This window comes from Embleya sp. NPDC020630 (assembly GCF_044334985.1).
Lineage (GTDB): Bacteria > Actinomycetota > Actinomycetes > Streptomycetales > Streptomycetaceae > Embleya.
The window spans coordinates 78,158-95,294 of the sequence record NZ_JBIRUB010000002.1; the positions used below are offsets into that span (position 1 = coordinate 78,158).

Below are 17,137 nucleotides of genomic sequence, written 5' to 3' on the forward strand. Positions count from 1 at the left end.
GCATGAGCACCGCCGCAGCGGCAACGCTCGCCGTGACGAAGGTGGACGCGCCCACCATCGAGTACGGCAAGCTCTCGCCGGTCCTGATCATCGCGGGCGTGGCCGTGGTCGGCGTGCTGATCGAGGCGTTCCTGCCCCGACCGGCCCGCTACCGCGCCCAGCTCACCGTGGCCCTGGTCGGCATGATCGCCGCGTTCGGCGCGATCGTGTGGCTGGCCCGGGACCTGCCCGACGACCACCGGGGCAGCATCACCGCGATGGGCGCGATCGCCGTCGACGGCCCGTCGCTGTTCCTCCAGGGCACGCTGCTCCTGATCGGCATCGCCTCGGTGCTGCTGATCGGCGAGCGCAAGCTGGAACCGGCCGGCGGCGACGCGTTCGCCCCGCAGGCCGCGGCCGCGCCCGGCTCGCAGCAGGAGAAGGACGCCGCGGCGGCCGGGTGGACGCAGACCGAGGTCTACCCGCTGGCCATGTTCTCCCTGGTGGGCATGCTGCTCTTCCCGGCGGCGAACGACCTGCTGATGATGTTCGTCGCGCTGGAGATCCTGTCCCTGCCGCTCTACCTGCTGTGCGGGCTGGCCCGGCGCAACCGGCTGCTCTCCCAGGAGGCCGCGCTCAAGTACTTCCTGCTCGGCGCGTTCTCCTCGGCGTTCTTCCTGTTCGGCGTGGCCATGCTCTACGGCTACTCGGGCAGCGTCTCGCTGGACAAGATCGGGGTGGCCTCGGCCGGCGCGATGGACAACGACGCGCTGCTGCTGATCGGGCTCGCGATGGTGGCGGTCGGCCTGCTGTTCAAGGTCGGCGCGGTGCCGTTCCACTCCTGGACGCCGGATGTGTACCAGGGCGCGCCGACCCCGATCACCGGGTTCATGGCGGCGGCCACCAAGGTGGCCGCGTTCGGCGCGATGATGCGCTTCTTCTACGTCGCGCTGCCGGGCATGCGCTGGGACTGGCGGCCGGTGATGATCGGCGTCGCGATCGCGACCATGGTCGCGGGCGCGGTCATCGCGATCACCCAGACCGACGTGAAGCGGCTGCTCGCCTACTCGTCGATCGCCCACGCGGGTTTCATCCTGACCGGAATGATCGCGATGAACGACGCGGGCGTGTCGTCCACGATGTTCTACCTTGTGGCCTACGGATTCGTCACTCTGGGTGCGTTCGCGGTGGTCACCCTGGTACGGGACGCGCGCGGCGAGGCGACCCACCTGTCCCACTGGGCGGGTCTGGGCAGGCGTTCCCCGCTGGTCGCAGGAGTGTTCGCACTGTTCCTGCTCGCCTTTGCCGGTATCCCGTTGACCAGCGGTTTCGCCGGAAAGTTCGCGGTCTTCCAGGCGGCGGCGCGCGGCGGCGCGGGCAGCCTCGTGGTGGTCGGTGTGCTGTGCAGCGCGATCGCCGCGTTCTTCTACGTGCGGGTCATCGTGCTGATGTTCTTCTCGGAGCCCAAGGCCGACGGTCCGACGGTCGTCGTACCGAGCGTGATGACCACCGCTGCCATCGCGCTCGGGGTAGCCGTTACCGTGGTCCTTGGCATCCTCCCGCAGCCGGTACTGGACCTCGCGGACAAGGCAGCCTTGTTCGTCCATTGAGCACGACGCAGAGACTCTGCGTGATCGACAGGAGAGAACCGTCATGGCGATCGTGGGGCCCTTCGGGCTGAGCGTCACGGACGAAACTCTCGACGCCGACATCAGGGCGGGGATGGCCGCCGTGGAGCAGGAGCTCCTGGCGGCCACCAAGAGCGAGTTCCCCTACTTGACGCAGACCTCGCGACACCTCGTCGAGGCGGGCGGCAAGCGGTTCCGGCCCCTGCTGGTGCTGCTCGCCGCCCAATTCGGCGACTGGCAGGCCCCGGGCGTGGTGCCGGCGGCGGTGGTGTGCGAACTGACGCACCTGGCCACGCTGTACCACGACGACGTGATGGACGAGGCGCCGCTGCGGCGCGGGGCGCCCAGCGCGAACTCCCGGTGGGACAACTCGGTGGCGATCCTGACCGGCGACTTCCTGTTCGCCCGGGCCTCGGAGATCGTCGCCGACCTGGGCAACGAGGCGGTGCGGATCCAGGCCCGCGCGTTCGCCCGACTGGTGACCGGCCAGATCCGCGAGACGGTCGGCCCGGCGATGGGCGACGACCCGGTCGAGCACTACCTGTCGGTGATGGCGGACAAGACCGGCTCGCTGATCGCCGCCTCGGGGCAGTTCGGCGCGATGTTCGCGGGCGCCGACGAGCACGTGGTGGACATCCTGACCCGCTACGGCGAGCGGTTCGGCGTGGCCTTCCAACTGGCCGACGACGTGCTCGACATCGCCAGCGAGGCGACCGAGTCGGGCAAGACCCCGGGCACCGATCTGCGCGAAGGGGTGCCGACGCTGCCGGTGTTGCACCTGCGTGCGGGGGTGGCGGGCTCGTCCCCGGCGGCCGACCGGCACCTGCTCGAACTGCTCGACGGGCCGATCACGGACGACGACGAGCACGCGGAGGCGCTGTCGCTTTTGCGCGGGCATCCGGCGCTTGCCAAGGCCCGTGAGGATACTCGGCGTTATGCCGAGGAGGCTCGAGAGGTTTTGGCTCCTTTGCCGGATTGCAGCGCCAAGCGGGCTTTGTCGTCTTTGTGCGAACTTGTGGTGGAACGCAGCGCTTAGGGGTGTGCTGCGGGTGCGTATTGGTTGTTCGGTTTGCCCGCCCGCCCACCCGTCGCGTTTCGGTGTACGGCTGCGGATTACACCCCGACTGCTCCCCCGGGAGTAGTGCGAGGTGTTGTGGGTCAGCTTGAAGTCCCAGGCTTTCGGGCGCGGGGCGCCCCGAGGGTGATGTTTTCCGGTGACGTACGGGCGACGCCGGGTGGGTGATCGCGATGGTCCTCTTGATGTGTCGCACTGGACACTCGCATCAGGGGGCACCTGTCATGACCAGCACCACCCGCCGATCCGTGCCGTGGCGCTTCGCCGTGCCGGCCGCGATCGCGGCCGCCGCCGTCGGCGCGGTCACCATCGGACCGGCCGCGTTCGCCGACGACGGGCGACCGGGACTGCCCGACGTCACCGCCGAACAACTCGTCGCCAAGGTCGCCGCGGCGCGGGCCGACGCGCTGACCGGCACCGTCCGCATCGACACCGATCTGGGCCTGCCGGCCCTCCCGGGCAAGGGCGGCGGTGGCCCGCAGGCGCTGCTCTCGGGCACCAACAAGCTCCAGGTGGCCCTGGACGGCCCGGACCGGCAGCGGATCGGCATCATGGCCGATCTGTCCGAGTACAACGTCGTGCACAACGGCCGCGACGTATGGACCTACGACAGCCGCGCGCACGCCGTGACGCACGCCACGATCGACGCGACGCGCCCCGACGTGGCGTCGCTGGTGCCGACCACCCCGCAGGACGCGGCCCGCCAACTGCTCGACCTGGTCGGCCCGAGCACCGACGTCCGGGTCGACGGCACCGCCCGGGTCGCCGGGCACGACGTGTACAAGCTGCGCTTCGCGCCCAAGGCGCAGGGCAGCCTGATCGCCGCCGCGACGGTCTTCGTGGACGCGAAGACCGGGGTGCCGCTTCGGGTCACCGTGGACACCGTCAAGGGCGGCAAGCCGGCCGTCGACATCGGCTTCGAGCAGGTCTCCTACGACAAGCCGGCCGCCGGCACGTTCGACTTCAAGCCGCCGGCCGGCGCCCGGGTCACCGAGGCCCCCGCGCACGAGGCGGCGCCCGGGAAGCCCACCGCACCGCCGGCGCCGAACGGTGAGCGGCCCGCGCCCGGTCTGCTGGGCGAGGGGTGGACCACCGTGGTCGAACTGCCCGCCGGGGCCAAGGGCCAGGACGGGAAGGACGGCAAGGACGTCACCGGGTTGCTCGGCAAGCTGGGCAAGCCGGTGCCGGGTGGGACGCTGATCAACACCCGGTTGGTGAACGTGTTGACCACCGACTCGGGCCGGGTCTTCGCCGGCGCGGTCGACGCGGACACGCTCCAGCGGATCGCGGCACAGCGATGACCGCGTCCACGGCGGTCGGAACCGCGGCGATCCGTACCGAGGGGCTGTCCAAGCGCTACGGCCGGGACCGGCTCGCCGTGGACGGCCTCGACCTGACCGTTCCCGCCGGCTCCGTCTTCGGGTTCCTCGGGCCCAACGGATCCGGCAAGACCACCACCATCCGGATGTTGCTCGGGCTGATCCGGCCCACCGGCGGCACGGTCACCCTGCTCGACGGCCCCATGCCGGCGGCCGTCGGGCAGGTCCTGCCCCGGGTCGGCGCGCTGATCGAGGGCCCGGCCCACTACGGCTTCCTGACCGGTCGGCAGAACCTGGAACGGCTGGACGCCGCCGACCCCACGTCCGACCCCCGGACCCGCAATGCCCGGGTGGACGCGGCGTTGGCGAAGGTCGGCCTGACCGCGGTGGCCGGCCGCAAGGCGCGGGCGTACTCGCTCGGCATGAAGCAGCGGCTCGGCATCGCCTCCGCGCTGCTGCGCCCGCGCGACCTGCTGGTCCTGGACGAGCCGACCAACGGCCTGGACCCGCAGGGGATGCGCGAGATCCGCACGCTGATCCGCGGGCTGGCCGCGGACGGCACCACGGTGTTCCTCTCCTCGCACCTGCTGGACGAGATCGAGCAGGTGTGCACGGACGTCGCGGTGATGAGCCACGGGCGGCTGATCACCCAGGGCACCGTCGAATCGTTGCGCGCCGGTACCCGGGCCCGCCTGCTCGTCACGACTCCCGACGCGGAGGCGGCGGTCGTGGTGTTGCGGCGGCTCGGGGCGACCGACGTGGTCACCACCGACGACGGGGTGGGGGCCGACCCGCCCGCGCTGGAGCCGGACGAGATCTGCGCGGCGCTGGTGCGCGCCGACATCCGGGTCCGATCGTTCACCCTCGCGCGGCCGTCCCTGGAGGACGCGTTCGTCGCCCTGACCGGGGAAGGCTTCGATGTCACCGACTGACGCACTGCCCAAGACGGGTGTCCTGTCGCCCGCGTTCGGGCACTCGACGGCGGATACCGGGTCGTTCGGCGCCGAACGGCTGCCGCGGCTGCGCGGATTGATGCGCAGCGAGCTGCGGTTGGTGTTCCTGCGGCCGCGGACGGCCGCGATGCTGGGCTTCCTGGCCCTGGTGCCGGTGCTGCTCGGGGTCGCGCTGCGCTACTTCCACGACGGGGGTTCCTCGCGCGGCGGCGGCGACGGCGGGACGATGGACTTCGTGAACCAGGTCACCGGCAACGGGCTGTTCCTGGTCTTCGCGTCGCTGGCCGCCGCGTTGCCGTTCTTCCTGCCGATGACCGTCGGCGTGGTCGCGGGCGACTCGATCGCGGGGGAGGCGCACGGCGGGACGCTGCGCTATCTGCTGGTCGCGCCGGCCGGGCGGACTCGACTGCTGCTTGTGAAGTTCGCCGGCGTGCTGACGTTCTGTCTGGCCGCGACGCTCACCATCGCGCTGTCCGCGCTGGCGGTCGGCGCCGCGTTGTTCCCGATGGGCGATGTGCCGCTGCTGACCGGGGATTCGATCTCGATGGTCGAGGCGTCGTGGCGGGCGGTGTTGATCGCGCTGTGCGTGGCCGCCTCGCTGGTCGGCCTGGCCGCGATCGGGCTGTTCGTGTCCACGCTGACCACGGTGCCGGTGGCGGCGATGGCGACCACGGTGGGCGTGGTGATCGTGACCGCGATCCTGACCGGGATCCCGCAGCTGTCGGGTCTGCACCCGTGGTTGTTCACCGACGCGTGGATGAGCTTCGGGGACCTGCTGCGCAATCCGATCCCGACCGGCGAGATCCTGCGCAACCTCGGGATGCAGGCGGCGTACGCGGCGGTCTTCGGCGCGGCGGCGTGGGCCCGACTGAACGAGCGCGACATCACCACGTGAGACGGGGCGCCGCCGCCGGCGGGCGTCGGGTGGGCCGGGGGACCGGCTCGCCCGGCGCCCGTCGGCGTTCGGTGCCGGTTGCCCGATGCCGGCTGCTCGGGGCCGGTTCGGAGTCGGCGGGTGGGCAACTCGTCCGGGTGAATGCCGGGTTGGTTCGGGCGGTACATGTGCATGTGGGCCGTTATGAGGATGCGTGTGGCGATCGCGATGCTGTCGGCGGCCGGCGTCGTGTTGCTCGGGACGGTGCCCACGCGGGCGGTGTCGGCGGCGCCGAAGGGGTCGGTCGAGGCGCCCGCGGAGACCTACTCCTACCTGGTGCTGACCCGCGAGCCGGGGCCGGCCGGGACGGTGCTCGTGGAGTCGGCGGTGCGGCGGGCGGGCGGCACGGTGGTCGGGGCGTACGGGCGGATCGGGGTGGTCGTGGCGCACGGCGGGCCGGGCTTCGCGGCGGCGGTGCGGGGGCGGCCGGGCGTGGCACGGGTGGGGGCCACCCGGACGGCGCCGATCGGGGCGCACGGTGGGCCGGCCGCGCGCGGTGGCGGCGCGGTCGAGGATCCGGCGGAGGCCACGCAGTGGAACCTGGCCATGGTGCACGCGTACGAGGCGCAGCGGATCACCGAGGGCAGCCCCGATGTGGCGGTCGCGGTGGTCGACTCCGGGGTGGACGACCGGCATCCCGACCTGGCGCCGAACTTCGACGCGGAGTTGTCGGTGGACTGTTCGACGGGCCGGCCGATCCGGGAGGGCGCGGCGTGGCGGGCGCCGCGCTCCGACCACGGGACGCATGTGGCGGGCACCATCGCGGCGGTGCGCAACGGCATCGGCGTGGTCGGGGTGGCGCCGAGGGTGCGGATCGCGGCGGTGCGGGTCGGCGACGCGGACACGATGTTCCACGCCGAGGCGAGCGTATGCGGGTTCGTATGGCTGGCCGAGCACGCCGCGCGGGGGCTGCGGATCGCCAACCACAGCTACTACAACGACCCGTGGTGGCTGATGTGTCCGGACGACGAGGACCAGGCGGTGGCGTACGAGGGCATCCGTCGGGCGGCGGAGTACGCGGCCGAGCGCGGCGTGTTGTCGATCGCCGCGGCGGGCAACGACGACTACGACCTCGCGCACAAGACGGTGGACCCGTACAGCCCGAACGACGCGGCGAGCCGGCCGGTCCCGCCGCGCCCGGTCACCGACGCGTGTCGGATGGCGCCCGCCGAACTCCCGGGCGTGGTCACGGTCGCGGCGGTCGGCGCGGACGGTCGTCGGGCCGGCTACTCCAACACCGGCCTGGGCGTGGTGGATCTGGCCGGGCCCGGCGGGAACGGCGCGGCCGGCGGCGAGGGCGTGTTGTCCACCGCGCGCGACGGCGGGTGGGCCCGGAAGGAGGGCACCTCGATGGCGGCGCCCGCGGTGAGCGGGGTGGCCGCGCTGATCGTGTCCGAGCACCCGGAGTGGGGCCCGGACACGATCGCGGCCCGGCTGGCCGCCACCGCGAATCGGCTGCCGTGTGCGGGGTCGTGTACCGCGTCGGGGGAGGTCGACTCGTTCCACGGACACGGACTGGTCGATGCGCTGCGGGCGGTGCGACCGGGGTCGTGAGGCCGCTCGGCGCGGCCCCGATCAGGGGGTGCGCGGGTGGCGGGCGCGGGGTGCGGTGATGTGGGTGTCGCGGGAGACCGGGCCGCCGAAGCGGAGGCGGTCGTAGGCGGTGAAGTCCGGCTCCAGGGCGTCCAGGTCGTCGATCGACCGGTGGAGTGCGGCGCGCCAGGCCGGATCGTCGGGCGCGGGAGCGGCCAGGGCGGCGTCGATCGCGGACATCAGTTCGCTCTTGCGCCGGATCGTGGTGGGGGAGACGGAGTGCAGGCAGACGTACTGCCCGCTGAGGTAGCCGGCCCACTCGTCCTCGCCCTCGACCGGGTCGGCCCAGTGCCCGACGAACCAGGCCCGGAGCCGGTCCGGGCCGCCGGCCGCGTCGGCGAGCGCGAACAGGTCGGCCGGCACCATCTCGGCACCGTCCGAGCGCAGGTAGGAGGGCAGCGGCAGGCACCGGTCCAGCACGAGTCGGCGCACCCGTTCCGGATCCCGCCCGGTCGCCGCGCACAACTCGGTCAGCTCGACGAACTGCCGGTTCACGTACGCGTCGTCGGCCGGCGTCATCGGGTGCTCCCCGTTGACCTCCCGAAACCGCTCGGCCACGGCCCGCGCGGCCGTCGATGCCGGCCGAACCCCTGTGCCGCTGCCCATCCCACGCCACCTCCGCTTGCGGTCGGCGACCCCCGGCCCACGAACCGGACCGGGCCCGCCGGCGAACGACCCGAGACCCCGCACGCTAGCCGCGCCACGCTTCGGCGCCGGCCGAAACGCCCCCGTGGTAAACCGGCCTCCGAGCCCCGAAACCGGCCGCCGGCACCGGCTGACAGCCGCCGACAGGGGTGGTCAGCGGATTGTGCGAGGGCTGCCGGCGGTGCGGCGGATGCTCTTCGACATGGACACCACGAGCAGCACCGCCGCCCCCACCCGGACCCCCGGAGTGATCGCCTCCTTCGTCCGCTTCGTCGTCTTCGGCGGCGGGGTCGGCCTCGCGAGCAGCGCGACGCTGGTCCTGCTCTGCGGCCACATGCCGTTCGCCGCCGCCAACGCGCTGGTGACCGTGGGCTCCACCCTGATCGCCACCGAGCTGCACAGCCGCTTCACCTTCGGGCAGGACAAGCCCGGAAAGAGCGACCACGTCAAGGCGGCGCTGACCGTGCTGGTCTGCTACCTGTTCACCACCGCCGCGATGCTGGTGCTGCACACGATCCGGCCGCACGCGGGGGTACTGGTCGAGCAGTCGGTGTACCTGTCCGCCTCCGGCCTGGCGGGCATCGGCCGGTTCGCCTTCATGCGCCTGGTGATCTTCGCGCGCAAGGACGGCCCGCAGGCGGACGAGCGGGTACTGGCCCGCGAGGCCGTGGTGACCGCCGCCTGAGCGGACCCGACCCCGACCGGCGACGGATCGGCTCACCCGGAGCGGCGACTGTGTCCCGCCGCCTCCCGGTCCGAGCCGATCCGTCGCCTTTTCCCGTGCGCCACCCCACCTCAGTCGACGAAGCAGAACTCGTTGCCCTCGGGATCGCGCATGACCCGGAACGACCCCTGCTCGTCGGTGACCGTCTCGCCCACCGGCGTGGCCCCGAGCGAGACCGCAAGCGCCACGGCCGCGTCGATGTCGGCCACCGCCAGATCCAGATGCAGCCGGTTCTTCCCGGCCTTGTCCTCCGACACCGGCTGGAATGCCATCCGCGCCGAACCGGCCGGCTCGACATGCGACCGGCCCCGCTCCCGATCGACCGGTTCCCCACCGAGCAACCCGGCCCAGAACCGGACCAACACCCGCGGTTCCCGGGCATCCACGACGATCTGACGCAGCTGTACACGCATACCGCGACCCTAGACGAGAGCACATCTGCCCGAACGGGTGAATGGCCCGGGAAGGTCTACTGTGCCCCCGACCCCGAAACTAGGCTGAAGGAGTTGCCTCGGGGAGAGGAGGGCTGGGTGTGATGACCGTTGGATCGGTGTATCCCCATCATGTGGAAACCGATGAGGAACCGACACCGCTTCTGGCCGAGTTCTTCGCGCTGTCCGAGCGGCTGAAGAACGATCGTGTGGAGTTCATCGACGGGAATATCAACGTGGCGCCGCCACCGGACGGAGACCACGAGACGATCGTGGATCAGCTCCGCGTGCAGATGTTGCGGTCCGCCATCCGGTTGAACGCGTCGGGCAACAAGGGCTTGGCCCTGCCGAGCGGCGACTTCGTCGTTCCCGACGCGACCTACGTGCGGCACGGTGGGTTGCGGCACGCGCCGTCGTGGATGCCACCGGACGATGTGCTGCTCGTGGTGGAGGTGACCTCCTCCGATCCGAGTCGAGATCGCACGAAGAAGTATCGGGCCTACGCGCTCGCGGGCCTCCCGTTCTACCTGCTCGTCGATCGGCAGAACGGCAAGATGATCCTGTTTTCCGACCCCGAGCGCGATGCGTACACCGGGCGCAACGAGGTCGCCTTCGGTAAGGAGTTGGTGCTGCCGGCGCCGTTCTCGTTGACCATCGACACCGCCGATCTGATCGACTGAGCACCCGGGGGGGGTGACGCCGTGACCGACGATCCCGAGCGCACCGACGATGGACTCAGCCCGCTTGCCCGTCGGGTGCTCGCGTGCATGTTGGCCGTGCCGGAGGGGATCAAGTTCACCGGCAAGGACGTGGCCGACGTGATGCCCGAGGGGCCGTACCGGGTGCAGAAGGCGCTGCGTGAGTTGGGCGCCGCCGGACACCGCACCGTGCGGCGGCTGAAGAAGCCCAACGGGCAGTTCTATGTCGAAGTCGAGTACCACGCCGTTCCGGTCCGATCCGACGACTCGCCGGTGGACTGAGGCGACATCCGGTGCCGGCCCTAGGATCTCGATCATGCGAACGACGGTCGAGACGATCCGGAGCCGTTTCGACGAGGCCGCCCGGGCGCGCGGGTACCTCCTCGATCCGGCCCAGCGGCAGGCCGCCGACCGCTTGGCCGAACTCGGCCTCGCGCTGGGCCGGGGCCGGGCGCACGGGCTGTTCCATCGCCGGACGCCGCCGGGGCTGTACCTGTGGGGGCCGGTCGGGCGGGGCAAGACCTGGCTGCTCGACACCTTCTTCGCCGCCGTCCCCGGACCCGCCGACCGGCGGACCCGGGTGCACTTCCACGCGTTCTTCCGGCAGTTGCACGAGGCGGTCCGGCGGCACCGGGACAACCACGGCCACGAGCACAGCGCGGTGGACGCGGCGGTGTCCGAACTCGTGGGCGACGTCGACCTGGTCTGCTTCGACGAGTTCCACGTGCACGACCCGGGCGACGCGATGCTGGTCACCCGGTTGCTGCGGGAACTGCACACCCGGGGGGTGGTCCTGGTCTGCACCTCCAACTATCCGCCTTCCGGACTGCTGCCCAATCCGCTCTACCACCACCTGTTCGAGCCGACGATCCGGGAGATCGAGACCCGGATGAGCGTGGTCACCGTCGCCGGCCCGCAGGACTATCGGGCGCTGCCCCGGGCCGAGTCCGGCGCCGGCGCGTTCGCGCGGGGCGCGGTGTTGTGGCCGGGCGATCCCGGGCAACTGCGCGCACAGGGCCTGGTGCCGCCCACGCCGGCCGAGGCGGCGACGCTGACCGTGAACAAACGCGCGCTGCTGGTCGAGGCGGCCCGGCCCGACGAGTTGTGGGCCGGGTTCGAGGCGCTGTGCGAGGGGCGGACCTCGCCGCTCGACTACCTCGTGCTGGCCGAGACGTACCCCACGTGGGTGGTCCGCGACCTGCCGCCGCTGAAGACCGCGAGCGCCGAGGCCCGGCAACGTTTCGTGAACCTGATCGACGTGTGCTGCGACGCCGACGTCCGGCTCTTCCTGGGCAGCGACCGCCCGCTGTCGGAACTGCTCGCCGGCGACGACCTGCCGACCGACATCGTGCGCACCGCGAGCCGACTGGGCCTGCTGCGCCGGGTCGGCTGAGTCGGATCGGCCGACCCGGCCGCAGCGCCCGAAGCGGCCGGGACCGCTACTCCTCCTCGTCCTCGGGCAGCAGTTCGTACGTCGGATCGGACATCGCCAGATGGCCCTCCGCCTCGCCGACCACCCCGCGCACGCGCAGTCGGCGGCCCGGTTCCACGCCCGCGAGTCGGCGCCGGCCGTGGAAGAGCAGCAGGATGCCGCCCGTGTCGTCGTACAGCTGGACCTCCAGGGCCGGTCGCGCGGTCTCCGGCGAGGGCGACACCACCCGGATCCGGCCGACCACGTCCGCGTGTTGTCGCCACTTCAGCGCGGCCACCGAGACCGTCGCGACCGCTCCGCCGACCGGCTCCGGCTCCGCGTCCACGATCGGCAGCAGCCGGGGAACACACTTCGCGGCCGCTTCCCGATCCGGCTCCGGCCGGTGGGCCATCGCCGCGCCGACGTCGAACGGCACGACGGTGGCGACCGCGTGCGGCACCCGGGTCAGCGCGGACGCGATCGAGTCGGTGGTCCGCCCGTGCAGCAGCCGACCGATCAGCGGCGGATACGTGCGACGGGGCAGCAGCAGCATGATTCCCGAAGCGCCGTCCGCCACCTCCCGCGCGGCCAGTTCGACGACCGCGCGGGCCAGCCGCCGGTCCGGGCACTCGATCAGCTCCAGCGGAATGTCGGCCGCACGACTGGCGTCCCAGCGGGTGCTCAGCTTGCGGGCATGCCGGCTGTCCAGCACGAAGTGCGCCGCGTGCAGGTCGTCGGCGCGCAACGAGCGGGCGTAGCGCAGCGCCTGGAGCACCGCGACGTCGAGCGAGTCGACCAGTACCACCACCACCGACCGGTCGCGGAGCCCGAAGTCCGCGGTGGCCGGCGCCGCCTCCAGGGCCGCCGCCTCCTCGCGATAGCGCCGGTTGACCCCGATCAACGCCCACACGCCGAGCGGGAAGAGCACGACCACCAGCCACGCGCCCTCGGTGAACTTGGTGATCGCGAAGATCAGTACGACCGTGCCGGACACCACGGCCGCGAGCGCGTTCACCACACATCCGACCCGCCAGTGGCCGGTGCGATGGGTCCAGTGGTGTTTGGTCAGCCCCGCGCCCGCCATCATGAACCCGGTGAATACGCCGATCGCGTACAGCGCGACCAGCGAGTCCACGCTCGCCCGGGTGACCAGGAGCAGGGCCACGGCCGGCACCGCGAGCAGGATGATGCCGTTGGAGAAGGCCAACCGGTGTCCGCGCTTGCGCAACATCTTCGGCAGGAAGGCGTCCTCGGCGACGAAGTCGGCCAGGAACGGAAAGCCGTTGAACGGTGTGTTCGCGCCGGTGTACAGGATCAGCGCGGTGGCGAGCTGCACGAAGACCAGCCCGGCCCGGCCGAGCACCCCGCCGCCGAGCACCAGGTGCGCCTCCTGCGCGATCACCGTGGGATCGCCGTCCACGTAGGGGATCGCGTGCGTGGCGTGCGCGAGCAGCGAGATGCCGAGCACGAGCGTGGCCAACACCAGCGACATCGCCACCAGCGTCTTGCGCGCGTTGCGGCCCTGCGGTTCGCGGAAGGTGGAGACGCTGTTGGACAGCGCCTCCAGGCCGGTCAGCGAGGACCCGCCGTTGGCGAACGCCCGCAGCACCACGAACAGCGAGGCGCCGTAGAGCAGTCCGTTGCCCGAGGTGCCCAGCGGGACCGCGCCCGCGGCGTGTACGTCCGCCTGGGGCAGCGACCCGTGCGTCGTCCAGCGGATCAGCGCCACCGCGAAGACGATTGCCAGCGCGCCGATGAACAGGTACGCGGGCAGCGCGAACGCCCGCCCGGCCTCCCGGACTCCGCGCAGGTTGCCGTAGAACAGCACGCCGACCACCGCCACGCACACCTCCGGCTTCCACCGGCTGATGTCGGCGCCCCACATCAGGTGCAGCAGCGAGGCGATCGCGTCGGTGCCGGCCGCGGTCTGCACCGCGACGGTGACCACGTAGTCGATCAGCAGCGCGACCGAGGCGACCTGTGCGACACGCGGCCCGAAGTTGTCCCGGGCCACGATGTAGGAGCCGCCGGCCTTCGAGTACAGGCTCACCACGTCCCAGTAGGACAGGGTGAGCAGGAGCAGCACCGCGAGGATCGCGTAGGTGACCGGCAGCAGCAGGGTGAAGGCGGCGACGCCGATGTAGGGCACCAGGGCGCGCAACATCTGCTCGGTGCCGTACGCGGACGAGGAGATGCAGTCCGAGGCCAGCACGCCCAACGCGGTCGGGTTGGACAACTTCTCGCCGCGCAGCCGCGAACTCACCAGGGGCGGGCCGAGCAGTCGTTTCTTGAGCCGATACCCGATCGTCTCGGGGATGTGGACGTCCACGCTGAGCGGAGCGGGCGGGCCGCCGACCGCCGGCACACCGGCCCGGCCGCCCGGTCCCGGGGGCGACTGCATACCCGCATGGCTTCCCGGGTCCCGGGCCGTGCATGCGGGTGCTCCGCCGAACAGGGGGCCGGACGCAAAAGCGCGCGGGCCCGGCACACGCTCGTGCCGGGCCCGCGCGGGTCTCGCGTCGTTTGCTAGGCGATCGTCCAGGTGTCGTTGCCGCGGATCAGCGAGGCCAGGTCCCCCGGGCCCTGCTTCGTCGCCGCCTCGGCCATCTGGGCCGACATCAGCCGGTCGTAGACCGGACGCGCGATGTCGCGGAACACCCCGATCGGGGTGTGCGTGTTGCTCGTCAGATCGCCGAGCCGGGTCAGCGCGAAGGCCAGCTCCGGGTTGTCCGCGTGCGCGTCGTGCACGAGCACCGCGTCCTCGCCGACCTTGGCCACCTCGGCCACGTCCAGCGCACCGTGCGCGCCGCGGATGACGCCGTACTGGCCCTGTGCGCCGAACCGGATCGGCTGCCCGTGTTCGAGCCGGATGGTCACGTCGTCGCGCTGCGCGGGGTCCTTGAGCTGCTCGAACGCGCCGTCGTTGAAGATGTTGCAGTTCTGGTAGATCTCCACGAGGGCCGTGCCCTCGTGCGCCGCCGCCGCGCGCAGCACCGAGGTCAGGTGCTTGCGGTCGGAGTCGATCGACCGGGCCACGAACGACGCCTCGGCGCCGATGGCCACCGACAGCGGGTTGAACGGGTGGTCGAGCGAGCCCATCGGGGTGGACTTGGTGATCTTGCCGGTCTCCGAGGTGGGCGAGTACTGACCCTTGGTCAGACCGTAGATCCGGTTGTTGAACAGCAGGATCTTCAGGTTGACGTTGCGGCGCAGCGCGTGGATCAGGTGGTTGCCGCCGATGGACAGCGCGTCGCCGTCACCGGTGACCACCCACACCGACAGGTCCTCGCGCGAGGTGGCCAGACCCGTCGCGATGGCCGGCGCCCGCCCGTGGATCGAGTGCATGCCGTAGGTGTTGAGGTAGTACGGGAAACGGCTGGAGCAGCCGATGCCCGAGATCCACACCACGTTCTCCTTGCGGAGCCCGAGTTCGGGCAGGAAGCCCTGCACGGCGGCCAGGATGGCGTAGTCGCCGCAGCCCGGGCACCAGCGCACCTCCTGGTCCGACTTGAAGTCCTTCATGGACTGCTTGGCATCGGCCTTCGGGATCAGCGCCAGCGAGGGGAAACCGCCGGCGCCGTTCGCGGACTCAGACACTCTCGATCACTTCCCGGATCACGTGGGCCAGTTCCTCGGACTTGAAGGGCAGCCCGCGAACCTGGTTGTACGACATGGCGTCCACGAGGAACCTGCCGCGCAGGAGCAGGGCGAGCTGACCCAGGTTCATCTCCGGGACGATCACCTTGTCGTACGACCGCAGCACCTCGGCCGTGTTGGCCGGGAACGGGTTGAGGTGGCGCAGGTGGGCCTGCGCGACCTTGCCGCCCGCGGCCCGCACCCGGCGTACCGCCGCGGCGATCGGGCCGTAGGTGGAGCCCCAGCCGATCACCAGGACGTCGGCGTCGCCGGTCGCGTCGTCGACCCACAGCGGGTCGATGTCCTTCGCGATGCCGTCCACCTTGGCCTGGCGGGTGCGCACCATCAGGTCGTGGTTGGCCGGGTCGTAGGAGATCGACCCGATGCCGTCGGCCTTCTCGATGCCGCCGATGCGGTGTTCCAGACCCGGGGTGCCGGGCACCGCCCACGGGCGGGCCAGCGTCTCGGGGTCGCGCTTGTACGGCCAGAACTCCTTGGTTCCGTCCGCGTTCTCCTGGTTCGGCTCGGTGGCGAACGCGACCCGCAGGTCCGGCAGTTCCGACGTCTCGGGCAGGCGCCACGGCTCGGAGCCGTTGGCCAGGTAGCCGTCGGAGAGCAGGAAGACCGGGGTGCGGTACTTCAGCGCGATCCGGGCCGCCTCGACGGCGGCGGCGAAGCAGTCGGACGGGGTCTGCGGGGCCACGATCGGCACCGGCGCCTCGCCGTTGCGGCCGAACATGGCCTGGAGCAGGTCGGACTGCTCGGTCTTGGTGGGCAGCCCGGTGGAGGGCCCGCCGCGCTGCACGTCGACGATCAGCAGCGGCAGCTCCAGCGAGACCGCGAGGCCGATCGTCTCGGACTTGAGCGCGACACCGGGACCGGAGGTGGTGGTCACCCCGAGCGCGCCGCCGAACGAGGCGCCGAGCGCGGCGCCGATGCCCGCGATCTCGTCCTCGGCCTGGAAGGTGCGTACGCCGAAGTTCTTGTGCTTGGCCAGCTCGTGCAGGATGTCCGAGGCCGGGGTGATCGGGTACGAACCCAGGTAGACCGGCAGCTCGGCCAGTTGTCCGGCGGCCACCAGGCCGTAGGACAGCGCGAGGTTGCCGGTGATGTTGCGATACGTGCCGGAGGGCAGCTTCGCCGGTGCCACCTCGTAGGAGACCGCGAAGTCGTCCGTGGTCTCGCCGAAGTTCCAACCCGCCTTGAACGCCGCCACGTTCGCCTCGGCGATCACCGGCAGCTTGGCGAACTTGCGCCGCAGGAAGTCGATGGTCGCCTCGGTCGGGCGGTGGTACAGCCAGGACAGCAGCCCGAGCGCGAACATGTTCTTCGCCCGCTCGGCGTCCTTCTTGGAGATCTCGAACTCGGCGAGCGCGCCGACCGTCAGCGTGGTCAGCGGGATCGCGTGCACGTTGTAGGCGTCGAGCGACCCGTCCTCCAGCGGACTGGTCGGGTAGCCGACCTTGGCCATCGCGCGCTTGGAGAACTCGTCGGTGTTGACGATGATCTCGGCCCCGCGCGGCAGGTCGCGGATGTTGGCCTTGAGCGCGGCCGGGTTCATCGCGACCAGGACGGTTGGCGCGTCGCCCGGGGTCAGGATGTCGTGGTCGGCGAAGTGGAGTTGGAAGCTCGACACGCCAGGCAGGGTGCCCGCGGGCGCCCGGATCTCGGCGGGGAAGTTGGGAAGGGTCGACAGATCGTTTCCGAACGTCGCCGTCTCGGACGTGAAACGGTCGCCCGTCAGCTGCATTCCGTCACCGGAATCGCCGGCGAACCGGATCACGACCCGGTCGAGCTGCTTGACCTGCTTGGTCACGGGGAAGGACCTCCTCGGCGCTGCGGCGGTTGGTCCGCGCACCGCGCGGATGTCGCAGTTTTCATCGTACGGCGGCACGGAGGGACACCGTGGTGCCCCCCGCGAACGGGCGGGGATCCGCCCTGGCGCGCGACGTGAGCGGCGTCACGCTCCGGACATGGCCCGCAAGCGGTACAAATCCGGCTGAATCCGAGCAAAACACTGCGGTATCCGAGTAAAGCAAAGGCCCGTCCCCGGCTTGGACGGCGCCTGCGATCGACCGGATGATTGCATGGGTCCAGTAATTCGATCCCTA

Annotated in this window: 14 protein-coding genes and 1 pseudogene; 10 read left to right on the forward strand and 5 right to left on the reverse strand. The window is 71.4% G+C overall.

Annotation, left to right across the window (positions count from 1 at the left end; all coding sequences use genetic code 11):
- The first annotated feature begins 2 nt into the window (after nt 1-2).
- The 6 genes from nuoN (at nt 3) to ACH4XV_RS06485 (ending at nt 7,442) form a co-directional block, all read left to right on the forward strand.
- Nucleotides 3-1,589 carry an NADH-quinone oxidoreductase subunit NuoN gene (gene nuoN / locus ACH4XV_RS06460; RefSeq protein WP_395787193.1) on the forward strand — a complete coding sequence of 529 codons (1,587 nt, stop codon included), beginning with the start codon at nt 3-5 and terminating at the stop codon, nt 1,587-1,589.
- 43 nt (nt 1,590-1,632) lie between these two features.
- The gene (locus tag ACH4XV_RS06465; RefSeq protein ID WP_395787195.1) at nt 1,633-2,643 is read left to right on the forward strand and encodes a polyprenyl synthetase family protein; all 1,011 of its coding nucleotides are present in this window, start codon (nt 1,633-1,635) and stop codon (nt 2,641-2,643) included.
- Nucleotides 2,644-2,906: 263 nt separating this feature from the next.
- Entirely contained in the window at nt 2,907-3,983 is a 1,077-nt protein-coding gene (locus tag ACH4XV_RS06470) for an outer membrane lipoprotein carrier protein LolA (protein ID WP_395787197.1), read from the forward strand.
- Nucleotides 3,980-4,933, forward strand: a complete 954-nt coding sequence (locus ACH4XV_RS06475) for an ATP-binding cassette domain-containing protein (protein ID WP_395787199.1) — start codon at nt 3,980-3,982, stop codon at nt 4,931-4,933. Before ACH4XV_RS06470 ends, ACH4XV_RS06475 begins: the two co-directional genes overlap by 4 nt.
- Nucleotides 4,920-5,849, forward strand: coding sequence for an ABC transporter permease (locus ACH4XV_RS06480; RefSeq protein WP_380005551.1), 930 nt, complete (start codon nt 4,920-4,922; stop codon nt 5,847-5,849). The genes ACH4XV_RS06475 and ACH4XV_RS06480 overlap by 14 nt, the downstream gene beginning before the upstream one ends.
- A gap of 189 nt (nt 5,850-6,038) precedes the next feature.
- Nucleotides 6,039-7,442 carry a S8 family peptidase gene (locus ACH4XV_RS06485; protein ID WP_395787201.1) on the forward strand — a complete coding sequence of 468 codons (1,404 nt, stop codon included), beginning with the start codon at nt 6,039-6,041 and terminating at the stop codon, nt 7,440-7,442.
- Between the two features lie 21 nt (nt 7,443-7,463).
- On the opposite strand, the gene ACH4XV_RS06490 is transcribed toward ACH4XV_RS06485, so the two are convergent.
- Nucleotides 7,464-8,087 (reverse strand): DUF6058 family natural product biosynthesis protein, encoded by a 624-nt coding sequence (locus ACH4XV_RS06490; protein ID WP_395787203.1) that lies wholly within the window; start codon nt 8,085-8,087, stop codon nt 7,464-7,466.
- Nucleotides 8,088-8,328: 241 nt separating this feature from the next.
- On the opposite strand from ACH4XV_RS06490, the gene ACH4XV_RS06495 reads away from it, so the two are divergent.
- Entirely contained in the window at nt 8,329-8,811 is a 483-nt protein-coding gene (locus tag ACH4XV_RS06495) for a GtrA family protein (RefSeq protein WP_395787205.1), read from the forward strand.
- Between the two features lie 110 nt (nt 8,812-8,921).
- On the opposite strand, the gene ACH4XV_RS06500 is transcribed toward ACH4XV_RS06495, so the two are convergent.
- Nucleotides 8,922-9,263 (reverse strand): VOC family protein, encoded by a 342-nt coding sequence (locus ACH4XV_RS06500; RefSeq protein ID WP_395787206.1) that lies wholly within the window; start codon nt 9,261-9,263, stop codon nt 8,922-8,924.
- Between the two features lie 152 nt (nt 9,264-9,415).
- On the opposite strand from ACH4XV_RS06500, the gene ACH4XV_RS06505 reads away from it, so the two are divergent.
- From ACH4XV_RS06505 to zapE, 3 genes are read left to right on the forward strand one after another with little or no spacing between them, the layout of a single operon-like run.
- Complete coding sequence (locus ACH4XV_RS06505; protein WP_395787208.1) at nt 9,416-9,961, forward strand: Uma2 family endonuclease; 546 nt, start codon at nt 9,416-9,418, stop codon at nt 9,959-9,961.
- A gap of 21 nt (nt 9,962-9,982) precedes the next feature.
- Nucleotides 9,983-10,261, forward strand: coding sequence for a hypothetical protein (locus ACH4XV_RS06510; RefSeq protein WP_395787210.1), 279 nt, complete (start codon nt 9,983-9,985; stop codon nt 10,259-10,261).
- A 34-nt stretch (nt 10,262-10,295) separates the two neighbouring features.
- Nucleotides 10,296-11,372 (forward strand): cell division protein ZapE, encoded by a 1,077-nt coding sequence (gene zapE / locus ACH4XV_RS06515; RefSeq protein WP_395787211.1) that lies wholly within the window; start codon nt 10,296-10,298, stop codon nt 11,370-11,372.
- Nucleotides 11,373-11,778: 406 nt separating this feature from the next.
- Here the strand turns inward: zapE and ACH4XV_RS06520 are convergent.
- The 3 genes and pseudogenes from ACH4XV_RS06520 to ACH4XV_RS06530 all read right to left on the reverse strand — a co-directional run.
- A pseudogene (locus tag ACH4XV_RS06520) lies at nt 11,779-13,791 on the reverse strand (APC family permease); the annotation flags it as partial.
- 125 nt (nt 13,792-13,916) lie between these two features.
- The gene (locus ACH4XV_RS06525; RefSeq protein ID WP_380005598.1) at nt 13,917-14,912 is read right to left on the reverse strand and encodes a 2-oxoacid:ferredoxin oxidoreductase subunit beta; all 996 of its coding nucleotides are present in this window, start codon (nt 14,910-14,912) and stop codon (nt 13,917-13,919) included.
- Between the two features lie 67 nt (nt 14,913-14,979).
- Entirely contained in the window at nt 14,980-16,842 is a 1,863-nt protein-coding gene (locus tag ACH4XV_RS06530) for a 2-oxoacid:acceptor oxidoreductase subunit alpha (RefSeq protein ID WP_380005537.1), read from the reverse strand.
- Nucleotides 16,843-17,137: the final 295 nt, after the last annotated feature.

Bases quoted from the DNA above. Each gene is read 5' to 3' on its own strand.
- nuoN (WP_395787193.1), top strand. From the start codon at position 3: ATGAGCACCGCCGCAGCGGCAACGCTCGCCGTGACGAAGGTGGACGCG.
- ACH4XV_RS06465 (WP_395787195.1), top strand. From the start codon at position 1,633: ATGGCGATCGTGGGGCCCTTCGGGCTGAGCGTCACGGACGAAACTCTC.
- ACH4XV_RS06470 (WP_395787197.1), top strand. From the start codon at position 2,907: ATGACCAGCACCACCCGCCGATCCGTGCCGTGGCGCTTCGCCGTGCCG.
- ACH4XV_RS06475 (WP_395787199.1), top strand. From the start codon at position 3,980: ATGACCGCGTCCACGGCGGTCGGAACCGCGGCGATCCGTACCGAGGGG.
- ACH4XV_RS06480 (WP_380005551.1), top strand. From the start codon at position 4,920: ATGTCACCGACTGACGCACTGCCCAAGACGGGTGTCCTGTCGCCCGCG.
- ACH4XV_RS06485 (WP_395787201.1), top strand. From the start codon at position 6,039: ATGCGTGTGGCGATCGCGATGCTGTCGGCGGCCGGCGTCGTGTTGCTC.
- ACH4XV_RS06490 (WP_395787203.1), bottom strand. From the start codon at position 8,087: ATGGGCAGCGGCACAGGGGTTCGGCCGGCATCGACGGCCGCGCGGGCC.
- ACH4XV_RS06495 (WP_395787205.1), top strand. From the start codon at position 8,329: ATGGACACCACGAGCAGCACCGCCGCCCCCACCCGGACCCCCGGAGTG.
- ACH4XV_RS06500 (WP_395787206.1), bottom strand. From the start codon at position 9,263: ATGCGTGTACAGCTGCGTCAGATCGTCGTGGATGCCCGGGAACCGCGG.
- zapE (WP_395787211.1), top strand. From the start codon at position 10,296: ATGCGAACGACGGTCGAGACGATCCGGAGCCGTTTCGACGAGGCCGCC.
- ACH4XV_RS06525 (WP_380005598.1), bottom strand. From the start codon at position 14,912: ATGAAGGACTTCAAGTCGGACCAGGAGGTGCGCTGGTGCCCGGGCTGC.